Origin of the sequence: Pseudoduganella aquatica, assembly GCF_020865585.1 — a bacterium.
In the GTDB taxonomy this organism is placed as follows: Bacteria; Pseudomonadota; Gammaproteobacteria; order Burkholderiales; family Burkholderiaceae_D; genus Rugamonas; species Rugamonas aquatica_A.
Window position 1 is genome coordinate 3,917,427 of sequence record NZ_CP086370.1, and the last position, 20,243, is coordinate 3,937,669.

A 20,243-nucleotide genomic window follows, 5' to 3' on the forward strand; every position below is an offset into this window, starting at 1 on the left:
AATTGTCAGTATCCCCCTGCTACCCGCCCGGCGCTTTGCGCTTGCTCAATCGTCAGGCAGGCGCCAGGGTCGGGTAGCCGCTGGCCGTCAGGGTAAAGCTGCCAGCATCGGCGGCGGCGCTGTCCGATGCCAGATGCGCCCGCGCGCCGAAAGGCAGGGTGCAGCGCTCCTTGATGTGGCCGAACGGCAGCCCGGTCAGCACCGGGATGGACAGCCGCGAGCGGACGTAGGCCAGCATGGCGTCGAAATCGTAGCCGTTGTCGAAGGCCGCCAGGCGGTAGCCGGACACGTCGCCCAGCACCAGCGCCTTCTGCCGGTCCAGCACTCCTGCGTGCAGCAGCTGCAGCAGCATGCGCTCGATGCGGTATGGGTGCTCGTTGATGTCCTCCACGAACAGGATGCCGCCGTCAATCTGAGGGAAATACGGCGTGCCGAGCAGATGCACCAGCATGGCCAGATTACCGCCCCACAGCGTGCCCTGCAAATCCACCTTGGGATTGCCGCCCCCGCTCCCATGCACGCTATGGACCGGGCCGCGCAGGCAGTCCCACAGCTGGTTGAGCGTGTAGTCCACCGGCTCGTCGCGGATGAAATCGTCGCAGATCATCGGACCGGCGAAGCTGATGCGGCCCGTGGCCTGCAGCAAACCCATATGGAAAGCGGTGAAATCGCTGTAGCCGACAAACAGCTTGCCGCTGTCCGCCATGGCCCCGAAATCGATCTGCGGCAGGATGCGGCTGATGCCGTAGGAGCCGCGCAGCGCCATCACCACCTGCACCTGCGGGTCGGCCGCCGCCGCGTTGAGCTGCGCCAGGCGCGCCTCGTCGGTGCCGCCGAAACGCTGGTGCTTCAGCTCCGGCTCGTAGTAATTGTGGACCACGAAACCCTGCGCCTCCATGCGCGCGATGCCGCGCGCCAGCGCCTCTTCGTCCAGCGCGTAGCCGCCCGGCGCGGCGATTGCGATGCCCACGCCCTTCCCTATTTTTGAAGTACTCAAATCCGCTCAACCCAAGGTGACGCACCCGGGCGTTCAGGCAGCCTGGGAATGCCGGGCCATCTTACCCTGCACGTGCGGATCGATCAAGGCGAGCAGCCGCCCTATCAGCTGGGGCGGCAGGTCGTGGCCCATGCCTTCGATGATGTGCAGGTCCGCACCGGCGATCTGGCTGGCGGTGTCGATGCCGCAATCCACCGGCACCAGCGGGTCGTCGGCGCCGTGTATCACCAGCGCGGGCTTGCGGATCTGCTGGAGCAGCGGACTGCGGTCGCCATTGGCGGCGATCGCCACCAGTTGCCGCGCCACGCCGGCCGGACATACGCAGCGGTCCAGCGTGCGGCCTATGCGCGCCCGCAAATCATGCTCGGGCATGGGAAATCCGGGGCTACCGATCACGCGGAAGGTATCCACCAAGTGCTGCACCAGCTCCTCGCGGCTGCCGCCCTCCGGCGCCGGCGTGAGCAGCGATTTGCGCGCCGCCCGCGTCGGCCCCGGCAAACTGCGCCTGCCGCTGCTGGACATGATGGAAGTGAGGCTCAAGGTGCGCCGCGCGTGCCGCGCCGCGAACAGCTGCGCAATCATGCCGCCCATGGATACGCCGATCACATGCGCCTGCGGAATCTTCAGATGGTCCAGCAAGCCGTGCGCGTCGTCGGCCATGTCGTCCAGCGTGTAGGCTGGGCGTAGCGGCCAGCCTACGATGTTCTTCAAATAGGACAGCGGCAGATTCGGCACGCCCGCGCCGTCGAACTTGGTGGACAGCCCGCTGTCCCGGTTATCAAAGCGGATCACATGGCAGCCGCGCTCCACCAGCCCGTCGACGAACTCCTGCGGCCACGAAATCAGCTGCATGCCCAGGCCCATGATCAGCAGCACCGGCGGCCCCGCCGTATCACCGCTGGTTTCATACGCAATGCTGATTCCGTTGGCGAGGGCGGTGGGCATGATTAGTACCATCCAAAAAGGTTTTGGAAAAACGGCGTCCGCTGGGGATCGAGATAGAGCAGCTTCTTGATGCCCGTGTGGGCCACGTGATCGAAACGGCGCCACTGTCCTTCGGGCTGCGCCAGCCTGTCGGCGACGGCGAACAGCGCGGTGGGATTGGCGCCCATGCCGACATGGCTGGCGTGCACTTCGATGTTCTCGGAGCTGGCAGTCTCCTCCTCCATGCTGCACTGCCAGGCCACCACGCCATCGGTGCGGCTGAAGATGGAGGTGGTGGGCACCGCTGGCCGCTGCTTGAGCATGGCGAAACGCGCCGAGTCGATTTCCTTCTCACCCGATACCAGCTGGTACACGCGCCAGGCATTGGTAGCCTTGGGGCTGCCGGTAAACGGCGATCCCAGCGTGACGACCACGCGCACTTTATCGGGCAGCATCTTTGCAATTTCGCGCGCATACACGCCGCCCAGGCTCCAGCCCACCAGGCTGACGGTGCGGCCGGTGCGCGCGTGGATTTCTTCGATGCGCGCGATGCACGCTTCCAGCACGCCGGGCTTGGGGCCGAAGTTCAGGCCCTGCTCCCATGCGTAGGTGTCGTAGCCACGCTCGCTGAGGAAGCGCCGCAAAACAATGGTGGTGGTGTCGCCTGCAGCCAGGCCGGGGAATACCATGACGGGATGGCCGTCGCCAGAGGGAGCCAGGCGGGCGAAGGGGTAAGCCGCCAAAGCCGCACCCAGTTCCCAGGGTGCGCGCAGCTCCAGGGCCAGGCGCACAACGCCGGGCGCGCCCTCATCTTCTATTTGTTTGGGGGACCGCATTGAATCTCCTGCTTACAGGTAATGCCTGTTGCTGTTTGCATCAGCATAGCACCAACCCACAGCAGCAGGCGAACACGAATGGAGAGAGTGGCGTTTATTCCACAGCCGGCGGCAAGGCGGCTTTGCGCGCTTGCGCGGCAGCCGCGCGGCGGGCGGCGAAAAAGTCCTTCAGTACGCCGGCGCAATCGTCCGCCAGCACGCCGCCCACGGTCTGGGCGTGGTGATTCAGTTGTTCCTGCTCGAACAGATTGACCACAGAGCCGCAAGCGCCGGTCTTGGGGTCCGACGCGCCGTAGACGATGCGCGACAGGCGCGCATGCATCATCGCCCCGGAGCACATCACGCAGGGCTCCAGCGTGACGTACAGCTCGCAGCCCGGCAGGCGGTAATTACCCAGCGCGGCGGCGGCGGCGCGCAGCGCCACGATCTCCGCGTGCGCCGTGGGGTCATGCTTGCCTATCGGCTGGTTGTAGCCGCGCGCGATGACCACGCCGTCCTTGACCACCACGGCGCCCACCGGCACTTCGCCCTGGTCCCAGGCGCACTGCGCTTGGGCCAGCGCTTCGCGCATAAAGGCTTCATCGCCAGGAAGGGCCGGCGTTACATCAGGCATCGGTAATTTCTGCCCAGCAGTTCGGGGTTTCGTGCAGCACCAGCTTGTGCAGGTGCAGGCCGGTGCCGTAGCGGTCCTTGAAGGCCGCCTTCAGGATGTCGAAGGCCACCGCCGCCAGGTTTTCCACGGTAGGAATGCGGTCGATCACCACGGTCTTGTGGTTGGGCAGCGAAGCGAGGAATTCCTTGACCGCGTGGTCCTTCTCGTAGACCAGGAAGGCGTGGTCCCACACGTCCACCAGGTGTTCCTTGGCGATGGTCTTGACGTCCGAAAAGTCCATGATCATGCCGTTGTCCGAGTTGCCCTCGGCATTGATGACCTGGCCGGTCAGCGTGATTTCAAGGGTGTAGCGGTGGCCGTGCAGATTGCGGCACTGGCTCTTGTGGTCGGGAATGCGATGGCCTGCGTCGAACTCCAGCTTGCGGGTAATGGTCAGCATAGTAATAACTTAAGGTATTTGCAGCAGTTTATGGGTTTGCAGGCTCAGCTTCCATTTCGGATTGCGCTTGCAGGTTTCGATCGCCAGGGTGGTGTTGAACTCGGCCAGCGGGCCGTCCATCGGCTGCACGAAGAAGTTCTCGAAATCCAGGCCTTCGTAGGCGGACAGGTCCTGATCCTTTTGCGGGATCACCACCTTGATTTCATTGCCCTTGTGGACCGCCAGCGTGGAGCCCATCTTGGGGCTCACGCAGACCCAGTCCACGCCTTCCGGTACCGGCAGGGTGCCATTGGTCTCAATCGCAATCTCGAAGCCCACCTCGTGCATCGCGGCGATCAGGGCCGTATCCAGCTGCAGCAGCGGCTCGCCGCCGGTGAACACCACGTATTTGCTGGCAGGGTAGGTCTCAGGCCACAGGCTGTTGATCACCTCGGCCAGGGCCTGCGGCGTGGCGAACTTGCCGCCGCCCTCGCCGTCCGTGCCCACAAAGTCGGTGTCGCAGAACTGGCAGACCGCCGTGGCGCGGTCGCTCTCGCGGCCGGTCCACAGATTGCAGCCCGCAAAGCGGCAGAACACGGCAGGACGTCCGGCGTGGGCGCCCTCGCCTTGCAAGGTGTAGAAAATCTCTTTGATGCTGTAAGTCACGATGATTAACCCAATAGTCAACCTTCAATTATAGCGCAAAGCGGCGCGGTCATATAGTGTGGCGAAACTGTCAGGCATATGTGCAAGCCGCTTAACAGTTTGATATTTAGCAAAGTGCGCATATTGCTTCCGGGATATGTTGACAGCTGTTACGACAGCCGGAGGCCTCCATGACCGCATTCCACGTTGATATCCTGTCCGGCTGCTCCGTGCTTCTGGCGGCGCTGTCGCTGGCCTTGCTGTGGCGCTGCAGCAGATTGCAGCGCGCGCTGGAGGCGGCCCGCGCCTGCCATCCCCGCGTGCTGCACGAGGAGCGCCAACGCATCGCCGGCGATATCCATGACGACCTGGGCCAGAACCTGCTGACCCTGAAGATCGAGCTGGGCGCCCTGCAAAGCTTCCCCGGCATGCCGCCCTCGGCACGGGTGCACCTCGCCACCCTGCTCAGCCACACCGACGCCGCCGTGCGCTCCATGCGCGGCATTATCAATGGCCTGCGGCCGGTGGGCCTGGAGCACGGCCTGCGCTGCGCGGTGGAACGGCAATTGACGGAGTTCTCGCGCATCAATGGCATCCAGTACCAGCTCGAAGCGGCGCAATACGGCAGCGACGCGGCCTGCGCGGCAGACGCCACGCTGTTCCGCGTGCTGCAGGAATCGCTGTCCAATATCGCGCGGCACGCCAGCGCCACCGAAGTGCGCATCGCCCTGTGCCGCACCGCCGACGAATTGAGCATGACGGTGCGCGACAACGGCGTAGGCATGCGCGACGGTCCGCCGCGCCAGGGCTGTGGCCTGCTCGGCATCGAACACCGTGTGGCCGCCGCCGGCGGCTGCTTCGTACTGGCCAGCACGCCCGGCCGGGGCACGGCGCTCACCATCTCCCTTCCCACCGCCCCTGTTGCCGCCAATCAGCCATCCTTTGTTCCGCATCAAGCAAGGCGCTGAGCTGCCGCCGCACAATGAACCAAACGCAACAAATATAAGGAATCGTATGGCACAGGTTCTGCCTCTGTTCGACCCGGCCCAGGCCGGCCCCCATCAAGGCCTGGCGCTCAAGCTGATGGAACTGCTGGTGATCCCCACTTTTGTACTGGACCTGCACGGGCGGGTGCTGATCTGGAACCGGGCCTGCGAGCGCCTGACCGGGGTGCCGGCCAGCGAAGTGCTGGGCACGGCCGACCATTGGCGCAGTTTCTACCATCTGCCGCGCCCCACGCTGGCCGACCTGGTGGTGCAGGGCCGCAGCAGCGACGCGCCCCAGCTCTACGACCGCCACGTACGCCGCGCCGAAGACGCGGAAAGCCTGACGGCCGAAAACTGGTGCGATATGCCGCGCCTGGGCCGGCGCCGCTACCTGGCGGTGGACGCCAGCGCGGTCCGCGACAGCGACGGCGCCCTGGTCGCGGTGGTGGAAACCCTGCGCGACCTGACCGACGAAAAGAAGGCCCAGATCGCGCTGGAGCAGCTGGCCACGCGCGACGGCCTGACCGGCCTGGCGAACCGGCGCTGTTTCGACAGCACCCTGCAAGCGGAATGGCAGCGCGCCCTGCGCCAGCAGCAGCCGCTGTCGCTGCTGATGGTAGACGTGGACAACTTCAAGCAGTACAACGATGCCTACGGCCACCTGGGCGGCGACGAATGCCTGCAGCGCATCGCCACGGCGGTGGCCAGCGAAATGCGCGCCAACGACCTGGTGGCGCGCTACGGCGGCGAGGAATTCGCGGTGATCCTGCCCAACCAGTCGCTCAAGGGCGCGGCCATCGTGGCCGAACGCATACGCTGCCGCGTGGAGCAATTACAGCTGCCCAACCTGGGTTCGGGCAAGCAGTTCGTTACCGTCAGCATAGGCGCGGCAACCGCCCTGCCCGCGCCGGAAAACGACAGCTCCCAGCTGGTGGCCACGGCGGACGCCGCGCTGTACCGCGCCAAGCACATGGGCCGCAACCGCATCAGCCTCACGCAGGAGGTCCAGGACGGCTAGCCGTAGGGGGTGTATTCGATGCCGTTGCCTACCAGTGCGGCCACGCTGGCCTGGAACTCGGGCGACTCCGAAAAATTCAGCAGCTCCGCAGCGCGCGACAGGCCGGTGTGCAGCACGCCCACGTGCCAGGCCAGGCCCGCATCGTCCGGCGCTCGGTGCAGCACATTGTTGTACAGCAGGGTGACATATTGCGTGTCGTCCAGGGCGCCGTAGCGGTTGATGAACTCCGGGCTGCCCGCGAAGGAGGCTGCCGCGGAAACCAGGGCCAGTCCACGGTCCATGGCCCAGGTCCAGTAACCCTGCCCGGCGCTGTCGGGTGCGCGGTTCAGCGCAGCCTGGTACAGCCGGTAAATCTGGCCGGACGCGCCGTCGATATCCAGCGCCACGGCGCCGTCGCTGAACAGCACGCGCTCAACCCCGGTCAGCACATCCACGCTGCCGCTGGCGTCGGTCACCGTGTAGCCCTTGCCGGACGCGCGTATCTGGGAGGCGCCGCGCGCGCTGCTGTAGACCAGCGTATCCAGCCCCAGGCCGCCGTCGATGAACTCATTGCCGGGCATGGCCGTGAAGATGTCGTTGCCATTGCTGGGGCCGCCCTGGCCCGCCAGAAGCAGATCGCTCACATTGACGCGCTTGTCGGCGAACTGCAGCACCTCCACGCCGGACAGCAAGTCCGTGCCCTGCCCTGTCACGCGCACCTGGTCCACCGTGCGGACAATGGCGTAATTGCCGTAAAACCCGCTGAACACCACCGTGTCTATCCCGTCGCCGGTGTTGATGATGTCGTCGCCCGCGCCCACGCGCACCACGTCCGCGCCGCTGCCGCCTTTCATGACATTGCCCGCGTCGTTCAGCGTGACCGTGGAGCCGCCGGCGCCGGTCACCACTGTGCGTATCGTTACGTTGTAGGCGATGGACACATTGGCCAGGCCGTTGCCGGTGCCGCTGAAGGCGCCCGCGTGCAGGTCGATCTGGGTGGCGCCGAAGCAGGCCGAAAAGTCGAAGGTATTGTTGCCGCCCGCGTCCCAGATGCAGACCGGCGCCTGGCTGCTGCCGAAGGAATACACGTCGTCGCCGGTGTGGTAGCTCATGTTCGCGCCGTACAGGTACTGGATAGCCTGTATGTCGTACAGCATGGGCGTGGTGTCGTAGCGGTTGTTGAAGGCCGACGAGTAGCGGTAGGACATCACCGAATAGTCGGTGTTGTCGGTGGCGGTGGGCAGGAAGGGGCCGTCCACGCTGCTGCCCGCCGAATCGTAGTTGCCGGGGTGCTTGAGGCCCAGCGTATGGCCAATCTCGTGCAGCAGCACGGCCGGGCCGAAGGTCCCGGCGGTAAATACGCTGTTGTAGTAGCCGCGGTTGTTCAGATACAGGTCCACTGCCGCCACGCCGGGTTCGGGCAGGTAGGCATAGCCGCTGCTGTTGTCCGCACTCTGGTCGTTGGTGCCGAAGCGCAGCTGGCCGCCGCTGGTCACCTCGACAAATGACACATTGGCCACATTGGCCCAAGCGTTCAGCGCCGCGCGCGTGGCCTGCTGCTGGGCGAACGACATGGCCTGGAAACCCTTGGCGTCGTCGCTGGTGGCGTCGCGCGGGGGGCTTTGCAGGAATTGGTAGGTCAGCGTTACCGCCGTCCCCGGCACACTGTTCCAGCTGCTATAGGCCAAGGCGTCTATGCTGTTGATACCGCTGCTCATACTCATAATGTGACGTGCGAAAGGTGAACCGATTTAACTTTGATGGTAGCACGCCGAAATGCCTAGGCATTCCAGCTTGAATATTTTATTCTTCCGCGTTGCCGCTCACCACCCACCGAGCGGCATTTGATAATAAAAAGGAGAGAACCACGTGTCCAAGTTGTTACCATTCCTCACCCTGGCGCTAGCCGTGCCGGCCATGGCCGCACCGGCGGAGAGCGGCGCGGGCAAAGCCGACCTGCTGCCCTTCAAAGCCACCGAGAAAACCCTCGCCAACGGCCTGAAAGTGATCGTTGTGCCAACCGGCTTCCCCAACATCGTGTCGCTGCAGATCCCCGTGCAGACAGGCTCGCGCAACGAAGTGGAGCCCGGCAAGTCAGGCTTTGCCCACTTCTTCGAGCACATGATGTTCCGGGGCACCAAAGAATACCCGCCTGAAAAGTACCAGGACATTATCACCAAGGCTGGTGCGCGCCAGAACGCCTACACCAGCGACGACTTAACCAACTATTACACCACGTTCGCCAAGGATGACCTGGAAACCGTGCTGAAAGTCGAAGCGGACCGCTTCCAGCACCTGGACTACAGCGAAGACGTGTTCAAGACCGAATCGCGCGCGGTGCTGGGTGAATACAACAAAAACAGCGCCAATCCCATGTCCAAGCTGTTCGAGGTGATGCGCGACGCCGCCTACGAAAAGCACACCTACAAGCACACCACGATGGGCTTCATCAAGGACATCGAGGACATGCCCAACCAGTACGCCTACTCCAAGGTGTTCTTCGACCGCTGGTACCGCCCCGAGCGCACCACCATCATCGTAGCGGGCGACGTGGAGCCGCAGAAGGCCTTCGCCATGGTCGAGAAATACTGGAGCAAATGGCAGCGCGGCACCTACAAGACCGACGTGCCGGTGGAGCCGGCGGCCAAAGGCGCCATTTACAAGCACGTGCCCTGGGCCACGCCTACCCTGCCGCTGGTGACCGTGGCCTTCCGCGCCCCGGCCTTCTCCGAGAAAGCCAGGGAACAGGCCGCGCTGTCCATGCTGCTGTCGCTGTCCTTCGGCCGCACCTCGCCGCTGTTCAAGCGCCTGGTGCAGGACGAACAGAAGGTGGACCAGCTGTTCGACAGCACGCCGAACCGCGTCGATCCTACGCTGGCCATGGTGGGCGCGCGCGTCAAGCGCGGTGACGACGCCGTCTATGTACGCGACGCCATCATGCAAACCATCGCCAAGGCGCGCACCGAAGCGGTGAGCGACAAGACCCTGGCCGAAGCCAAGTCCGCGCTGAAATACGGCGTGATCCGCTCGCTGGACAACACCGAGCAGATCGCCGGCACGCTGGCCTCCTTCGTGCACTTCAACCGTTCCTACGGCACCATCAACAACTACTACCGTGTGCTGGACTCGCTGACTCCGGCCGACCTGCTGGCCGCCGGCCGCAAATTCCTGACCGACGACGGCATGGTGGTCACCACCCTGTCGCACTCCACCTTGCCGGCCGAAATCGCCACGCTGCCGAAACTGGCCAGCTTCGAGCCCAAGACCGGCAAGGCCAATATCGACATCCTGGTGCAGAAGTCCGCGCTGCCGCAAATCCGCTACAAGCTGCTGTTCTCGGCCGGCGCCGCGCATGACCCGGCCGGCAAGGAAGGCCTGGCCGCGCTGACTGCGGCGATGGTGGCCGCAGCCGGCTCCAGCGACCGCAAGATCGACGAAATCGCCAAAGCATTCTTCCCGATGGCAGGCAGCTTCACCGAGCAGACCGACAAGGAAATGACCACCTTCACCGGTTCCATCCACAAGGACAACTGGACCGCCTTCAACGAGATCGCGCTGCCCATGCTGCTGTCGCCGGGCTTCCGCCAGGAGGACTTCCGCCGCCTGAAGGACGCCCAGAAGAACGCGCTGCAAACGGACCTGAAGGACAACAACGAGGAAGAACTGGGCAAGGAGCGCCTGCAGACCAATGTGTTCGCGGGCAGCGGCTACGGCCACGCGGCGCTGGGCACCGTCAAGGGCCTGGACAGCATTACGCTGGACGACGTGAAGAGCTTCTGGAAATCCGCCTACACCCAGGGCGCCGTGCGCGTCGGCATTTCGGGCGACGTCACGGACGCCATGACCGCCACGCTGAAGCAGGCGCTGGCCAAGCTGCCGGAAGGCGCGGGCCTGCCCGCCACCACGGCGCCGGTTGGAAAAATGCCGAACGGCCTGGAAGTGGAAATCATCGAGAAGAACACCCGCGCCACCGCGATTTCCTTCGGCCTGCCGCTGACGGTCACGCGTTCGCATCCGGACTTCCCTGCGCTGTGGATGGTGAAAACCTGGCTCGGCGAGCACCGTTCGTCCAGCGCCCTGCTGTACCAGCGCATCCGCGAACTGCGCGGCATGAATTACGGCGACTATGCCTACACCGAGGCTTTCCCGCGCGGTATGTTCCAGTTCTTCCCCAACCCCAACCTGGGCCGCAAGGCGCAGCTGTTCGAGGTGTGGATCCGTCCCGTGGCGCCTGAAAACGGCCACTTCGCGCTGCGCATCGCGCTGGCGGAGCTGGACAAGGCGCTCAGCAAAGGCATGAGCAAGGAGCAGTTCGACATCACGCGCGGCTACCTGATGAAGAACGTCTTCGTCATGACCTCGACGCAAGACCAGCAGCTGGGCTACGCGCTCGACTCGCAGTGGTACAACACGCCGGAGTTCACAAAACTGATGCGCGACGGCCTGTCCAAGCTGACCGTGGACGACGTGAACGCCGCCATGAAGAAGCACCTGTCGGCCAAAAACCTGTCGGTGGTGATGATCACCAAGGACGCCGCCGGACTGAAGGAAAAGCTGGTCAGCGACGCCCCTTCGCCTATCAAGTACGACGGCAACAAGCCTAAGGAAGTGCTGGACGAAGACCAGGTGATCGGCAATATGAAGCTGAACATCAAGCCGGAGGCGGTGAAGATCACGCCTGCGGCCGAGGTGTTCGCCAACTAAGCCAATATCTACGCGATACGGCGTATCACGCTGAAGCAGATCTCGCGGCGCACGACAAAGCCTAGTTTTTCATAGACTTGCTTTGCGCCGTTTTCCGTTTTCACATGCAGGAAAGGCGTCTTGCCGGACGCCTGGATCTGCGCCATCAGCGTCAGCATCAATGCCCGCGCGTGGCCTGCGCCGCGCGCCGCCGGGCTGGTGCAGACCGCACTAATCTCCGTAAACTCCCCCAGCGCCATGCGCGTGCCCGACATGGCAGACAGGCTGCCGCCCGCTGCGCGCACGCCAAGGTAGCGGCCCATGGTGATGGTCTTCTGCACGAAGGGACCGGGCTTGGTTTCCGCTGCCAGAGCGATCATGTCCGGCACATCGTCCGAACCCAGTTCCAGCAAAGGCGCTGCATGCGCGACCGGTTGCGCGCGGCCCTGGCCTGCGTACACCATCTGGTCGATGTAACGCACCCGCGCCAGTTCCCATTCCGGCGGCAGTTCCAACGGATTGGACGTGAGCAGCCACACTTCCTCATCCACTTCCACCATGGCGCGCAAGTCCGCGAAGGCTTGCGGCGATGGCTCGCGCAGGCCCACCAGCGGGGACACGTCGCGCGGGTAGCGCGCCGCCAGGCCGTTCCGCTGCGCCATGGCGCGGTGCCCGCTGCCCAGCGCACTCCAAACCGGATTGTCCAGCGCCAGCGGCTCCAGCTTGCGGTAATAGAATGTGGTGGCGCACAGCGCGCCGTCCGGCATCAGCGCGTAGTCCGGCACCACGCCAACGCGCAGCCAGCCCTGGCGCTCGTACAGGCGCTCGGCGTCCGCGCTGGCGGTGTCCAGCACCAGCAGCCATTTGCCGCAGTCGCGCGCTACCTGCTCCGCGTGCTGCATCAGCGCTTCGCCCAGGCCACGGCGGCGCGCGCGGCGCAGCACCAGCATCTTCGACACGTCGGCGCGGTGCGGCTGGTTGTCCGGCTGCGCCAGCACGAGCTGCACAGTGCCGAGGATGCCGCTCGCGTCCTCCGCCACGATCAGCGCGCGTTCGCAGCGCTCCACGCCGTCCGCCACGCCGCGCCAGAACGCCAGCGCCTTGTCCATCCCCAGCGGCAGCATGAAGCTGACCGACGCGCCGCCTTGAACGCAGTCGACCAGCAACGCGGCCAGCTCCTGAATTTGTGCCGCGCTGACGGAGGTCAGCCGGCGCACCTGGTAGTCACGCATTTCAGCTCCTGATAGTGGTAATGGCAACCGCGTAGCGCGTGGTGCTTGCGCTTGGGTTGTGGAAGGCCATGGGACGGTCCAGCTGCATCGCCAGGCAGTCGCCCGCGCCGAGCTGGAAAACCTCCTCTCCATACGTGATGTCGATAACGCCCTCCAGCACCCACACCTGCTGGTGCACTTGCGCCTCGCGCGCGGCGGTTTCGTAGGCTACGCGCGCGCCGGGCGGGAATTCGACTTCCACCAGCTGGATGGGCGATCCCACGCCGGCCGGCGACACATTGCGCCGCACATAGCCGGAATGCGGGTCGCGCCAGGATTGCTGCTGGCCGCGCCGTGAAACCGGGTCTCCCGCCGCCGCAGGCGCTTCAAACAGCGAAGGCAGCGTCACGCCCAGGCCAGTGGCCAGCTTTTCCAGCACCACGGCCGTGGGGCTGCTTTCGCCGCGTTCGATCAAGGACAGCATGGAGCGGCTCACGCCGCAGTGCGTGGCAAGCGCTTCCAGCGATAAACCGCGCGCTGCGCGCAGTTCGCGCACGCGCCGGGCAATAAGGAGGTGTAGTGAGGAATCCGACATGGTGGATTGATTATCCAACATACTGGATTCTGTTGCAAGCGGCTACTTGTGCTTCCGCCCCATCAGGTCATCCGCCGCCGGCACGATGGCAGCAGCCACCAACAGCAGCGCCAGCGGCATGGTTGCCGCATAGCCCAGCGCCTGGAAGCCGAGCGCGCCCAGTACCCCGCCCGCGAAGAACGCGCACACCAGCGTTGCCAGCAATGCGAAGCGTCCGGGATTCGACTGGACCCGGTGCTGGCCCGCCTCGTGCTCGCGGTTCCAGTACAGCATTTTGCCCAGCTCGATGCCGATGTCGGTCACGATGCCCGTGATGTGGGTGGTGCGGATTTCCGCCTTGGAGACCTTGGTGATCAGCGCATTCTGCAGGCCCATGATGAAACACAGCAGCATCACCGTCAGCGGCACGAACAAGCCGTCTATATCGGCCAGCTGAACGCCCAGCATGCCGAAGCCCAGCAGCAGCACCGCCTCCAGCAACAGCGGCAGAGCGTACTCGCCATGCATGCGCCTGCGCCGCGCGTAGTTCACCATGATGGCGGAACAGGCCGCTCCCGCGAGGAAGGACAGCAAGGCGCCCAGGCCGGGCAGCACCAGGCTGTAGGCTCCCAGCGCCAGATGGTCGGCCATGGATGAGACGATGCCGGTCATGTGGGAGGTGTACTGCCGTACCGCCAGGAAGCCCCCGGCGTTGATGGCGCCGGCTACGAAACACAGCAAGGCGCCGAGGTGGCGGTTGCCCTCCGCGCTGCGCGCGCTGCCGGTCAGTTTTCTGGCGTAGTGGATGGGCATTGGGGCGCAGCGCGGGTGGAGTCAGGCGGGGAATGGAAGTGGCGCGAGATCCGGCTCTATCCAGGTGCGCCGCGCCGCCACGGAGAACAGCAGCGTTTGCGACCAGTGCCGCAGCAGCCAGTCCTTCTTGCCGTAGGGAGAGGCCAGCAAGGCGTTGCAGGCCGCATGCAGCGCCGTCCCTTCCGGCTGCGCGCGCAGGAAGGCCTCCACCGCCCGCAGCGAGGCTTGAGTAATGGTCTCGTGGTAACCGCCGGTGTCCGTATTGGCGACGCCGCTGGCTATGTTGTAGGCCGAGATGATGCCCGGCATATCGCGGGCGGGCAGCAAGTCCTTGCGCTCGCTGATGATCCACGCAGCCGCCGCCAGGTGGGCCGCGTGCGTCCACTCCTGTTTGGGCAGCGTGCGGGCCAGTACTTGCGTTCCTATCGCGGCGATCTGCGCGTCGCTGACGAAATGCGGCGCGCTCATGCCATCACCACGCCGGTGCAGATGGACCAGGCGGCGAACGCCAGCAAGGCGATACCGGAGACGGCTTCAATCGTCCGCAGCATACGGGCCGACACCGCGCGGCGGCTGGCGGCAACACCGCCCACCAGCATGGTCCACCACGCGATGGAGCCGGCGAAGACGCCCGCCACCAGTATCAATCCGCCCTGCATGCTGCCGTCCGGCGGCGCCAGCGCTGCAAGCAGGCCTGCAAAAGACAATATGGTCATGGGGCTGGACGCAGTCAGCGCGAAGGTGGTGCCGAAGGCGCCCAGCAGGCCTCGCGATGTCGCCGTACGTGCCGAACTGGCCGCATGGGGCACGCCCGTCGCCACCGGCTGCGCGGGACCGCGCGCGCGGCGCAAGGCGGCCACGCCCAGCACCGCCATCAGCAGGCCGCCGACTATGCGCAGCGTGGCTGCGTGTTCCAAAAGCAGCGCCGCAACGGCGCTTACGCCCAGCGCCGCAACCAGCCCATACATGGCGTCGGCCGTTGCCGCGCCGAGGCCGGAGGCCATCCCGGTGCGTGGACCGTGCGCGAAGGTGCGGCGGATGCACAGCAGCCCGACCGGACCGACCGGCGCCGCGATGGCAAAGCCGATCACCGCGCCGCGCGCCAGCGTGGAAGCGAACTCCATCATGGCGCCCCCTCCCCGTTCGCCGGAGCGAACGCCAGTTCGGACGTCTCTTTCGCCGTGTCGAGCGCGATAATGGTCTCGGTGCGCAGCACGCCGGGCACCGCCTTCAAACGCTGCGTCAGGAATAGCTGCAGGGCCGCAGTATCGCGCACCCGCACCTTCACCAGCCAGGAATGCGGGCCGGTGATGTGATGCGCCTCCTGCACCTCGGCAAAGGAGCGCACGGCCTCCGCGAACAAGGCCTCGTCCGCGCGCGGCTCCAGGTCCACGAAGACAAAGGCGCATACCGTCATGCCCACCCGCGCCGGGTCGATCACTGCCCGGTTGGCAACGACGGCGCCGGACGTTGTGTTCAACCGCCGCAGGCGGTCGCTGACGGCGGAAACCGACAAGCCGATTTCCTGCCCGATTTCGGCTGCGGAGCGCCGGTTGTCGGACTGAATCAGCTGTAAGATTTGCAGGTCGTGAGTATCCATGCAGTGATTCTGCCTTGAACTTAATCACTATGCAAGCATATTTACTGATCCACCCTTACGCGAAAGGATTTTTAACGCTTTGCACCACAGGGGGCGGCAATTTTGCCGGCAAGGTCTGCGCGTCGAGCTTGGCCAGCACATCGCTAAGCAGCTTGTGCAGCGCCCGGGCGTCCGCCTGGCCAGCCTGGTCCAGCGTCAGATCGATATCGCCAGCGATGGTGATGCGGTCCACGCGGTTCTCGATGGTCAGGCCGCCGATATGCAGCACATCGGCCTCGTTGGCGTAGGGGATGAATTTCTTGCTCATGATATGTCCTTTCAGCGTTTATCTTTGCGCGGCTTCGCGCTCGGCAAGCGCAGCATGGTTTCCTTCTGGCGCGCGGACAGCGACGGCAGCAGGTCGATGCCGATCTTCGCCTCCAGCTGCGCCACATTCATGGTCACATACTGCACGTCCGCCTTGTTCTCCACAAAGTAGGCGGCGCCTGCGCGCTGGCGCGGGCTGTACACCACCTTGTACAGATGGGTGGGCACCAGCACATTGCCCACCTTGCGCAAGTCGCTGCCGAGGAAGGCCGGGCCGGTAATCACGTACAGGTCGCCCTCCTTCTGCGCCAGCTTGCGCACGGCCTGCTCGATGCCGGCCCACACCTGGCGGTTGTTGTCCGAATCCTGCGGCACCATGTTCGCGAGCGTGAAGCTGTCGCGCTGCGCTGCGCGGTCCGGCATGTCGCCGTTGGGCGCCATGTGGCCACGGTCATAGCCGCTGCGCGCATAGTCCGACAGCTCCGCGCGCTCGCTGCGCGGCAAACGCGGCTCGGGGTGGAAGGAGTTTTCCCGGTCCAGCTCCCGCGCCTGCTCGACATTGCCCGAAGTCAGATGCTCGGCGGACCACAGCGGCGTGCGCGTGATCCCCGAATGCATGACGCCAAACACGCCGTAGCACAATTCCCTGGTGGCCGAAGCCAGCTTACCGTTGCGTATCTCCGGCGCGCGGCCATCGACATAATGCGAAGGGCAAGCGCCGGCCAGCGCCCAGCCCGACGCCAGCGCGAACGCGCCGGCGGCAATCAACTTCTGAATCATAAAGCCCTAATCGGTAAAAAAACCGCCGCATTCTATCGGACGGCGGCAATTTGCGACAGGCGCCGCGCAATCGTATCCAGCTCGGCGCGCAAAGCATCGGGCGCAAGGACGCGGAAGCCGAACGGCAGCGCCGCCAGCTGGCGCGCAAACCAGCCCAGGTCGTCGGACTGGTTATGCAGCAGCACGCCGTCGGCAGTCTGCTCAAACAGGCCGATGGCGTCCATCAGGAAGCGCCGCGCCGTGTGCAGGTCGGTATGCAGCAGCACCGTCGCGGCAAAGGCGCGCGGCATGGCCGCCAGCGAGGTGCGCAGATGCGCCAGCGCGTCGAAGCCGGCCGGCCGCTCAAACCCATGCGGCAGCACCGCCGCCGACGCAATGCGGTCCAGGCGGAAGGTGCGCATGTCCTGCCGAAGATGGCAGTAGCCGACCGCGTACCAGCAGCCGTCGAGAAAGGCCAGGCCATAGGGATCGAAACCGCGTTCGCTCGCCGCACTGCCCAGCGCCTGGTAGCACAGGTGCACGCGCCGGCGCGACTGCGCGGCGGAGCTGAGCGTTACCAGCGCCGCGTTGTCCCGTGGCGCCGTGCCGCGCGCCAGGTCCAGGCGCACGGTTTCGTCGATGGCGCCCACGCGCTGCTTCAGGCCGGCCGGCATGATGCGCTCCAGCTTGGCCTGCGCGCTGGCGACGGCGGGCGCGGCCTCGGCCAGCCCAAGGCTGCGCGCAGCCAGCAGGCCCAGGGACAAGGCCAACGCTTCGTCGTCCGTGAACATCATGGGCGGCAGCTTGAAACCGGGCATCAGGGCGTAGCCGCCATGCCGTCCGCGCTCGCTCAGGATGGGGATGCCGATCTGCTCCAGCATGACGATATAGCGGCGCAAGGTGCGGCCGTCCACTTCCAGGCGGCTGGCCATCTCGGCGCCGCTCATGCGGCCGTGGGTTTGCAGGAGTTCGAGCACAGCCAGAACCCGGGTGGTGGGATGGTACATGCAGCAAAGATAGCAGAGAATCAGGGCGGAATCTGCCCTATTTGCGTTTTATGCTGGTCCCATCGCACAAGGAGACCCTCATGGAACAAAGCACCAATCTGTGGCTGTATTTTATGGTTGTATTCGGCATCATCGTGTTGCCGGGGCTGGACATGGCCTATGTGATGGCCAGCTCCATCCTGGGCGGGCGCCGCGCAGGGCTGGCGGCGGTGGGCGGCATCATTGCCGGCGGCGTGTGCCATTTGCTCATGGCCAGCGCAGGCATCGCAGTGGTGCTGCAATTATGGCCGGGGCTGTTCAACGCGATGCTGCTGGCGGGCGCCGCATATATCGCGTGGATGGGGATTGCGTTCATGCGCAGCGACAGCGTGTTCCGTCCCAGCACTACGCCGCGGCAGCAGGTGCTGGCGCCGCCCGCCATCTTCCGCCGCGCCATGATGACCAGCCTGCTCAATCCCAAGGCCTACATCTTCATGCTGGCGATTTTTCCGCAGTTCCTCAAGCCCGGACTGGGGCCGCTCTGGCTGCAATCGGGCGTGCTGGGCGGCATCACGGCACTGACGCAGGCAGGGGTCTACGGCGCGCTGGCCTTCGCATCCAGCCAGGCCAGCGGCTGGTTCAACCAGCATCCGCGCGCGTCCGTTGCGGCGGCGCGCGCCATGGGCGTGCTGCTGGTCTTGACCGCACTGCTCAGCGCCGGGCAGGCGGTGCGCGGCCTGGCGCCGCAATGGCAGCCCTCCGAAGTCATGCTGGTGGTGGGCGGCCATACCGTGCGCTGAGCACGGGATCAGAGCGAGCGGCCGTCGTAGCGCTGCACAGGCAGCGCGTCGACATCGATGTTCTCGATGCAGTTGATATTCACGGCCGACATGGGATTGCCCTTGGGATCCACGCCCTCGCCATGCGTATGGATACCGCACACCGGACAAAACCGGTGGTGGATCACGTGCTTGTTGAAGGTGTAGGTGGACAGTTTGTCTTCGGGCGTGAGCAGCGTGAGCGCGCTGCGGGGGAAGAAAGCCATGCGCACACCCTTGCGCTGGCAGATGGAGCAGTTGCAGGTCACGGCGCTGGTAATCTCGCCTTCGACCCGGAATTTCACGTTGCCGCAGTGGCAGCTTCCAAGGTATTGCATGGCTGTCTCCTCAGGTTTTTTTAGGAGGTGGTGTAGCGCTCTTTGCGTCTTCCTTGGTCTCGCCGTTTTCCTTGCGCTGCTTGTTAACTATGCGCGCCGCCACCTCGGACTCGCGCCCCTTGTAGCGCCCTTCCTTCTCAAACTTTTCCTCGAGCTCGTTGTATTCGCGCTCTCGCTTCGCGTTGGCTCCGCGTGGCATGGCAGTACTCCCGGCAATGGTGTTGCAACGATCTTACATAGGCACAATCAAAGGTGGCGCACTGATCAGCTCAGCAGCGGCTGCGCCTGCGGTTTGCGCAGGGCCGCAGGTGCGGACACGGGCAGCGTGACGGTAAAGCAGGCGCCCGCGCCGCCGCCGCTGCCGGCCTCGATCTTGCCGTGCAGGCTGGCGGTCACCAGCTTGTAGACTATGTGCAGGCCCAGCCCGCTGCCCCCCTTGCCCATGCGTGTGGTGAAGAAGGGATCGAACACCCTCGCCAGGTTATCCGGTGGAATGCCGATGCCGTCGTCGCTGACGGTGATTGCGACCTGCCCATCCCCATCCCGCTTCGCAGCGATGGTCACGGTGCCGGACAAGCCGGGCAGGAAGGCGTGCTGCACCGCGTTGGCGATCAGCTGCGCCAGCACTTGCCGCAGCTGGTCCGGGTAGCTGTCCATTTGTATGCCCTCGGGAATGGTGCACACCACCCGGTTGCCGCTGTCGTCCAGCACCGCATCCAGGCCGGCCAGCACGTCGCGCACCGCCTCGCCCAGGTCGAAGCGCTGGCGGCCGTCGGCAGCCTGTTCGTCCACCACCTCCTTGAAGCTGCCCACCAGCTTGGCTGCATGATCCAGGCTGCGCATCAGGATGCCGGCGCCTTGCTCAACCGTGCCGGCGAATTCGCGCATGCGGCTGCGCGTCAGGCCGCGTTCCATTTCCAGCGCAAACTCGGCGGCGCGCGACTGCAGCGTGCTGGCGGCCAGCAGGCCGTTGCCGATGGGCGTGTTCAGCTCATGCGAAATACCGGCCACCACCGATCCCAGCGCGGACAGTTTTTCGGTGCGCAGCAGCTCTTCCTGCAAGCTGGTCAGCCGCATGAGCGCGGCATGCAGGTCCTGGTTGGATTGCGCCAGCTTGAGCGAGAAGGCCTCCTGCTGGCGCACCGCATGGCGCAGTTCGGTATTGCTGGCCACCAGCTGCTCCTGCTGCTGCATCAGTACGAAGTCGCGCTCTATGCTCTTCTTGATTTCCCACAGCAGCTCGACATACTTTTGATGATAGTTGCGCTTCTTGCTGTCAAGGACGCAGATGGTGCCGAACACCTCGTTGTCCGGCCACAGCAGCGGCACGCCAAGGTAGGAAATCATGTTCAGCGCCACATCCGGATTGTGGCGCCATTCCTCGTCCTCCAGCGCGTCCGGCACATGCAGCAGGCCGCGCGTGGCCATCACCGTTTCACAGTACAGGCCCGTGTTCAGCTTGGCCTTTTCTTCGTGCTCGTAGGGGTTGCCTTCGCTGTGGCTGGAAACCAGCACTTCGATCTGCTCCGGCAGCACGCGCATGATCAAGCCGGCGGGCACGTCGAAAATTCCGGCCATGACGTCCGTGGTGTTCTGCCACTTGGCCAGGAAGCTTTCCGGTATGGCGCTAGCGTGTAAGGTCACAGACCTGTCCTCCAGTGAAAGTTGCCTAATCAATATACTCCGGCGCCTGCCCGCAGGCAAGCTTCTGCACCGCAGCAATCGATTTTGCAACTTCT

The 20,243-nt window shown here is 65.0% G+C and carries 23 protein-coding genes and 1 pseudogene; 4 read left to right on the forward strand and 20 right to left on the reverse strand.

The genetic code is table 11. The features are described 5' to 3' along the window. Nucleotides 1–52: 52 nt before the first annotated feature. From ldcA to queE, 6 genes are all read right to left on the reverse strand, one after another. Nucleotides 53–970, reverse strand: coding sequence for a muramoyltetrapeptide carboxypeptidase (gene ldcA, locus KT882_RS17485; RefSeq protein ID WP_228892752.1), 918 nt, complete (start codon nt 968–970; stop codon nt 53–55). Nucleotides 971–1,030: 60 nt separating this feature from the next. Next, entirely contained in the window at nt 1,031–1,942 is a 912-nt protein-coding gene (locus KT882_RS17490; RefSeq protein WP_228892755.1) for an alpha/beta fold hydrolase, read from the reverse strand. Nucleotides 1,943–1,944: 2 nt separating this feature from the next. Then, nucleotides 1,945–2,757, reverse strand: a complete 813-nt coding sequence (locus KT882_RS17495) for an esterase/lipase family protein (RefSeq protein WP_161071285.1) — start codon at nt 2,755–2,757, stop codon at nt 1,945–1,947. 94 nt (nt 2,758–2,851) lie between these two features. Continuing rightward, nucleotides 2,852–3,370, reverse strand: coding sequence for a tRNA adenosine(34) deaminase TadA (gene tadA, locus KT882_RS17500; RefSeq protein WP_161071284.1), 519 nt, complete (start codon nt 3,368–3,370; stop codon nt 2,852–2,854). Beyond that, nucleotides 3,363–3,809 (reverse strand): 6-carboxytetrahydropterin synthase QueD, encoded by a 447-nt coding sequence (queD, locus tag KT882_RS17505; protein ID WP_161071283.1) that lies wholly within the window; start codon nt 3,807–3,809, stop codon nt 3,363–3,365. Before queD ends, tadA begins: the two co-directional genes overlap by 8 nt. Nucleotides 3,810–3,818: 9 nt before the next feature. Beyond that, entirely contained in the window at nt 3,819–4,454 is a 636-nt protein-coding gene (queE, locus tag KT882_RS17510; RefSeq protein WP_161071282.1) for a 7-carboxy-7-deazaguanine synthase, read from the reverse strand. 170 nt (nt 4,455–4,624) lie between these two features. Between queE and KT882_RS17515 the strand changes: the two genes are divergently transcribed. Together KT882_RS17515 and KT882_RS17520 are read left to right on the forward strand one after the other, a co-directional pair. Continuing rightward, complete coding sequence (locus KT882_RS17515; RefSeq protein WP_161071281.1) at nt 4,625–5,401, forward strand: sensor histidine kinase; 777 nt, start codon at nt 4,625–4,627, stop codon at nt 5,399–5,401. Between the two features lie 46 nt (nt 5,402–5,447). Continuing rightward, nucleotides 5,448–6,437, forward strand: coding sequence for a sensor domain-containing diguanylate cyclase (locus KT882_RS17520; RefSeq protein ID WP_228892758.1), 990 nt, complete (start codon nt 5,448–5,450; stop codon nt 6,435–6,437). On the opposite strand, the gene KT882_RS17525 is transcribed toward KT882_RS17520, so the two are convergent. Continuing rightward, a complete protein-coding gene (locus KT882_RS17525; protein WP_228892761.1) occupies nt 6,434–8,140 on the reverse strand; it encodes a DUF4214 domain-containing protein in 1,707 nt (568 codons plus the stop codon). The genes KT882_RS17520 and KT882_RS17525 overlap by 4 nt on opposite strands. Nucleotides 8,141–8,285: 145 nt before the next feature. On the opposite strand from KT882_RS17525, the gene KT882_RS17530 reads away from it, so the two are divergent. Next, a complete protein-coding gene (locus KT882_RS17530) occupies nt 8,286–11,120 on the forward strand; it encodes a M16 family metallopeptidase (RefSeq protein WP_228892764.1) in 2,835 nt (944 codons plus the stop codon). Nucleotides 11,121–11,128: 8 nt separating this feature from the next. Here the strand turns inward: KT882_RS17530 and KT882_RS30810 are convergent, their stop codons facing one another. From KT882_RS30810 to KT882_RS17580, 10 genes and pseudogenes are all read right to left on the reverse strand, one after another. Then, nucleotides 11,129–11,761: a GNAT family N-acetyltransferase gene (locus KT882_RS30810; RefSeq protein ID WP_321170367.1), complete on the reverse strand. Its 633-nt coding sequence runs from the start codon at nt 11,759–11,761 to the stop codon at nt 11,129–11,131. 57 nt (nt 11,762–11,818) lie between these two features. Continuing rightward, nucleotides 11,819–12,331 (reverse strand): annotated as a pseudogene (locus KT882_RS17540) (N-acetyltransferase family protein); the annotation flags it as partial. Between the two features lies 1 nt (nt 12,332). Next, entirely contained in the window at nt 12,333–12,926 is a 594-nt protein-coding gene (locus tag KT882_RS17545) for a helix-turn-helix domain-containing protein (RefSeq protein WP_161071279.1), read from the reverse strand. Nucleotides 12,927–12,947: 21 nt separating this feature from the next. Beyond that, nucleotides 12,948–13,697, reverse strand: coding sequence for a YoaK family protein (locus KT882_RS17550; protein WP_161071278.1), 750 nt, complete (start codon nt 13,695–13,697; stop codon nt 12,948–12,950). 21 nt (nt 13,698–13,718) lie between these two features. Next, a complete protein-coding gene (locus KT882_RS17555) occupies nt 13,719–14,165 on the reverse strand; it encodes a hypothetical protein (protein ID WP_228892766.1) in 447 nt (148 codons plus the stop codon). Beyond that, nucleotides 14,162–14,824, reverse strand: a complete 663-nt coding sequence (locus KT882_RS17560) for a LysE family translocator (protein ID WP_161071276.1) — start codon at nt 14,822–14,824, stop codon at nt 14,162–14,164. Before KT882_RS17560 ends, KT882_RS17555 begins: the two co-directional genes overlap by 4 nt. Continuing rightward, complete coding sequence (locus KT882_RS17565; RefSeq protein ID WP_161071275.1) at nt 14,821–15,297, reverse strand: Lrp/AsnC family transcriptional regulator; 477 nt, start codon at nt 15,295–15,297, stop codon at nt 14,821–14,823. The genes KT882_RS17560 and KT882_RS17565 overlap by 4 nt, the downstream gene beginning before the upstream one ends. 55 nt (nt 15,298–15,352) lie before the next feature. Further along, the gene (locus KT882_RS17570) at nt 15,353–15,604 is read right to left on the reverse strand and encodes a hypothetical protein (protein WP_161071274.1); all 252 of its coding nucleotides are present in this window, start codon (nt 15,602–15,604) and stop codon (nt 15,353–15,355) included. An 11-nt stretch (nt 15,605–15,615) separates the two neighbouring features. Beyond that, nucleotides 15,616–16,383, reverse strand: a complete 768-nt coding sequence (locus tag KT882_RS17575; protein ID WP_161071273.1) for a DNA/RNA non-specific endonuclease — start codon at nt 16,381–16,383, stop codon at nt 15,616–15,618. A gap of 32 nt (nt 16,384–16,415) precedes the next feature. Next, nucleotides 16,416–17,339, reverse strand: coding sequence for a helix-turn-helix transcriptional regulator (locus KT882_RS17580; protein WP_321170260.1), 924 nt, complete (start codon nt 17,337–17,339; stop codon nt 16,416–16,418). Between the two features lie 110 nt (nt 17,340–17,449). Between KT882_RS17580 and KT882_RS17585 the strand changes: the two genes are divergently transcribed. Continuing rightward, nucleotides 17,450–18,148, forward strand: coding sequence for a LysE family translocator (locus KT882_RS17585; protein ID WP_161071271.1), 699 nt, complete (start codon nt 17,450–17,452; stop codon nt 18,146–18,148). Between the two features lie 8 nt (nt 18,149–18,156). On the opposite strand, the gene KT882_RS17590 is transcribed toward KT882_RS17585, so the two are convergent. The 3 genes from KT882_RS17590 to KT882_RS17600 form a co-directional block, all read right to left on the reverse strand. Beyond that, entirely contained in the window at nt 18,157–18,504 is a 348-nt protein-coding gene (locus tag KT882_RS17590; RefSeq protein ID WP_161071270.1) for a GFA family protein, read from the reverse strand. A gap of 10 nt (nt 18,505–18,514) precedes the next feature. After that, the gene (locus KT882_RS17595) at nt 18,515–18,703 is read right to left on the reverse strand and encodes a hypothetical protein (protein ID WP_161071269.1); all 189 of its coding nucleotides are present in this window, start codon (nt 18,701–18,703) and stop codon (nt 18,515–18,517) included. 65 nt (nt 18,704–18,768) lie between these two features. Next, nucleotides 18,769–20,148, reverse strand: coding sequence for a GAF domain-containing sensor histidine kinase (locus KT882_RS17600; protein WP_228892767.1), 1,380 nt, complete (start codon nt 20,146–20,148; stop codon nt 18,769–18,771). Nucleotides 20,149–20,243 lie beyond the last annotated feature (95 nt).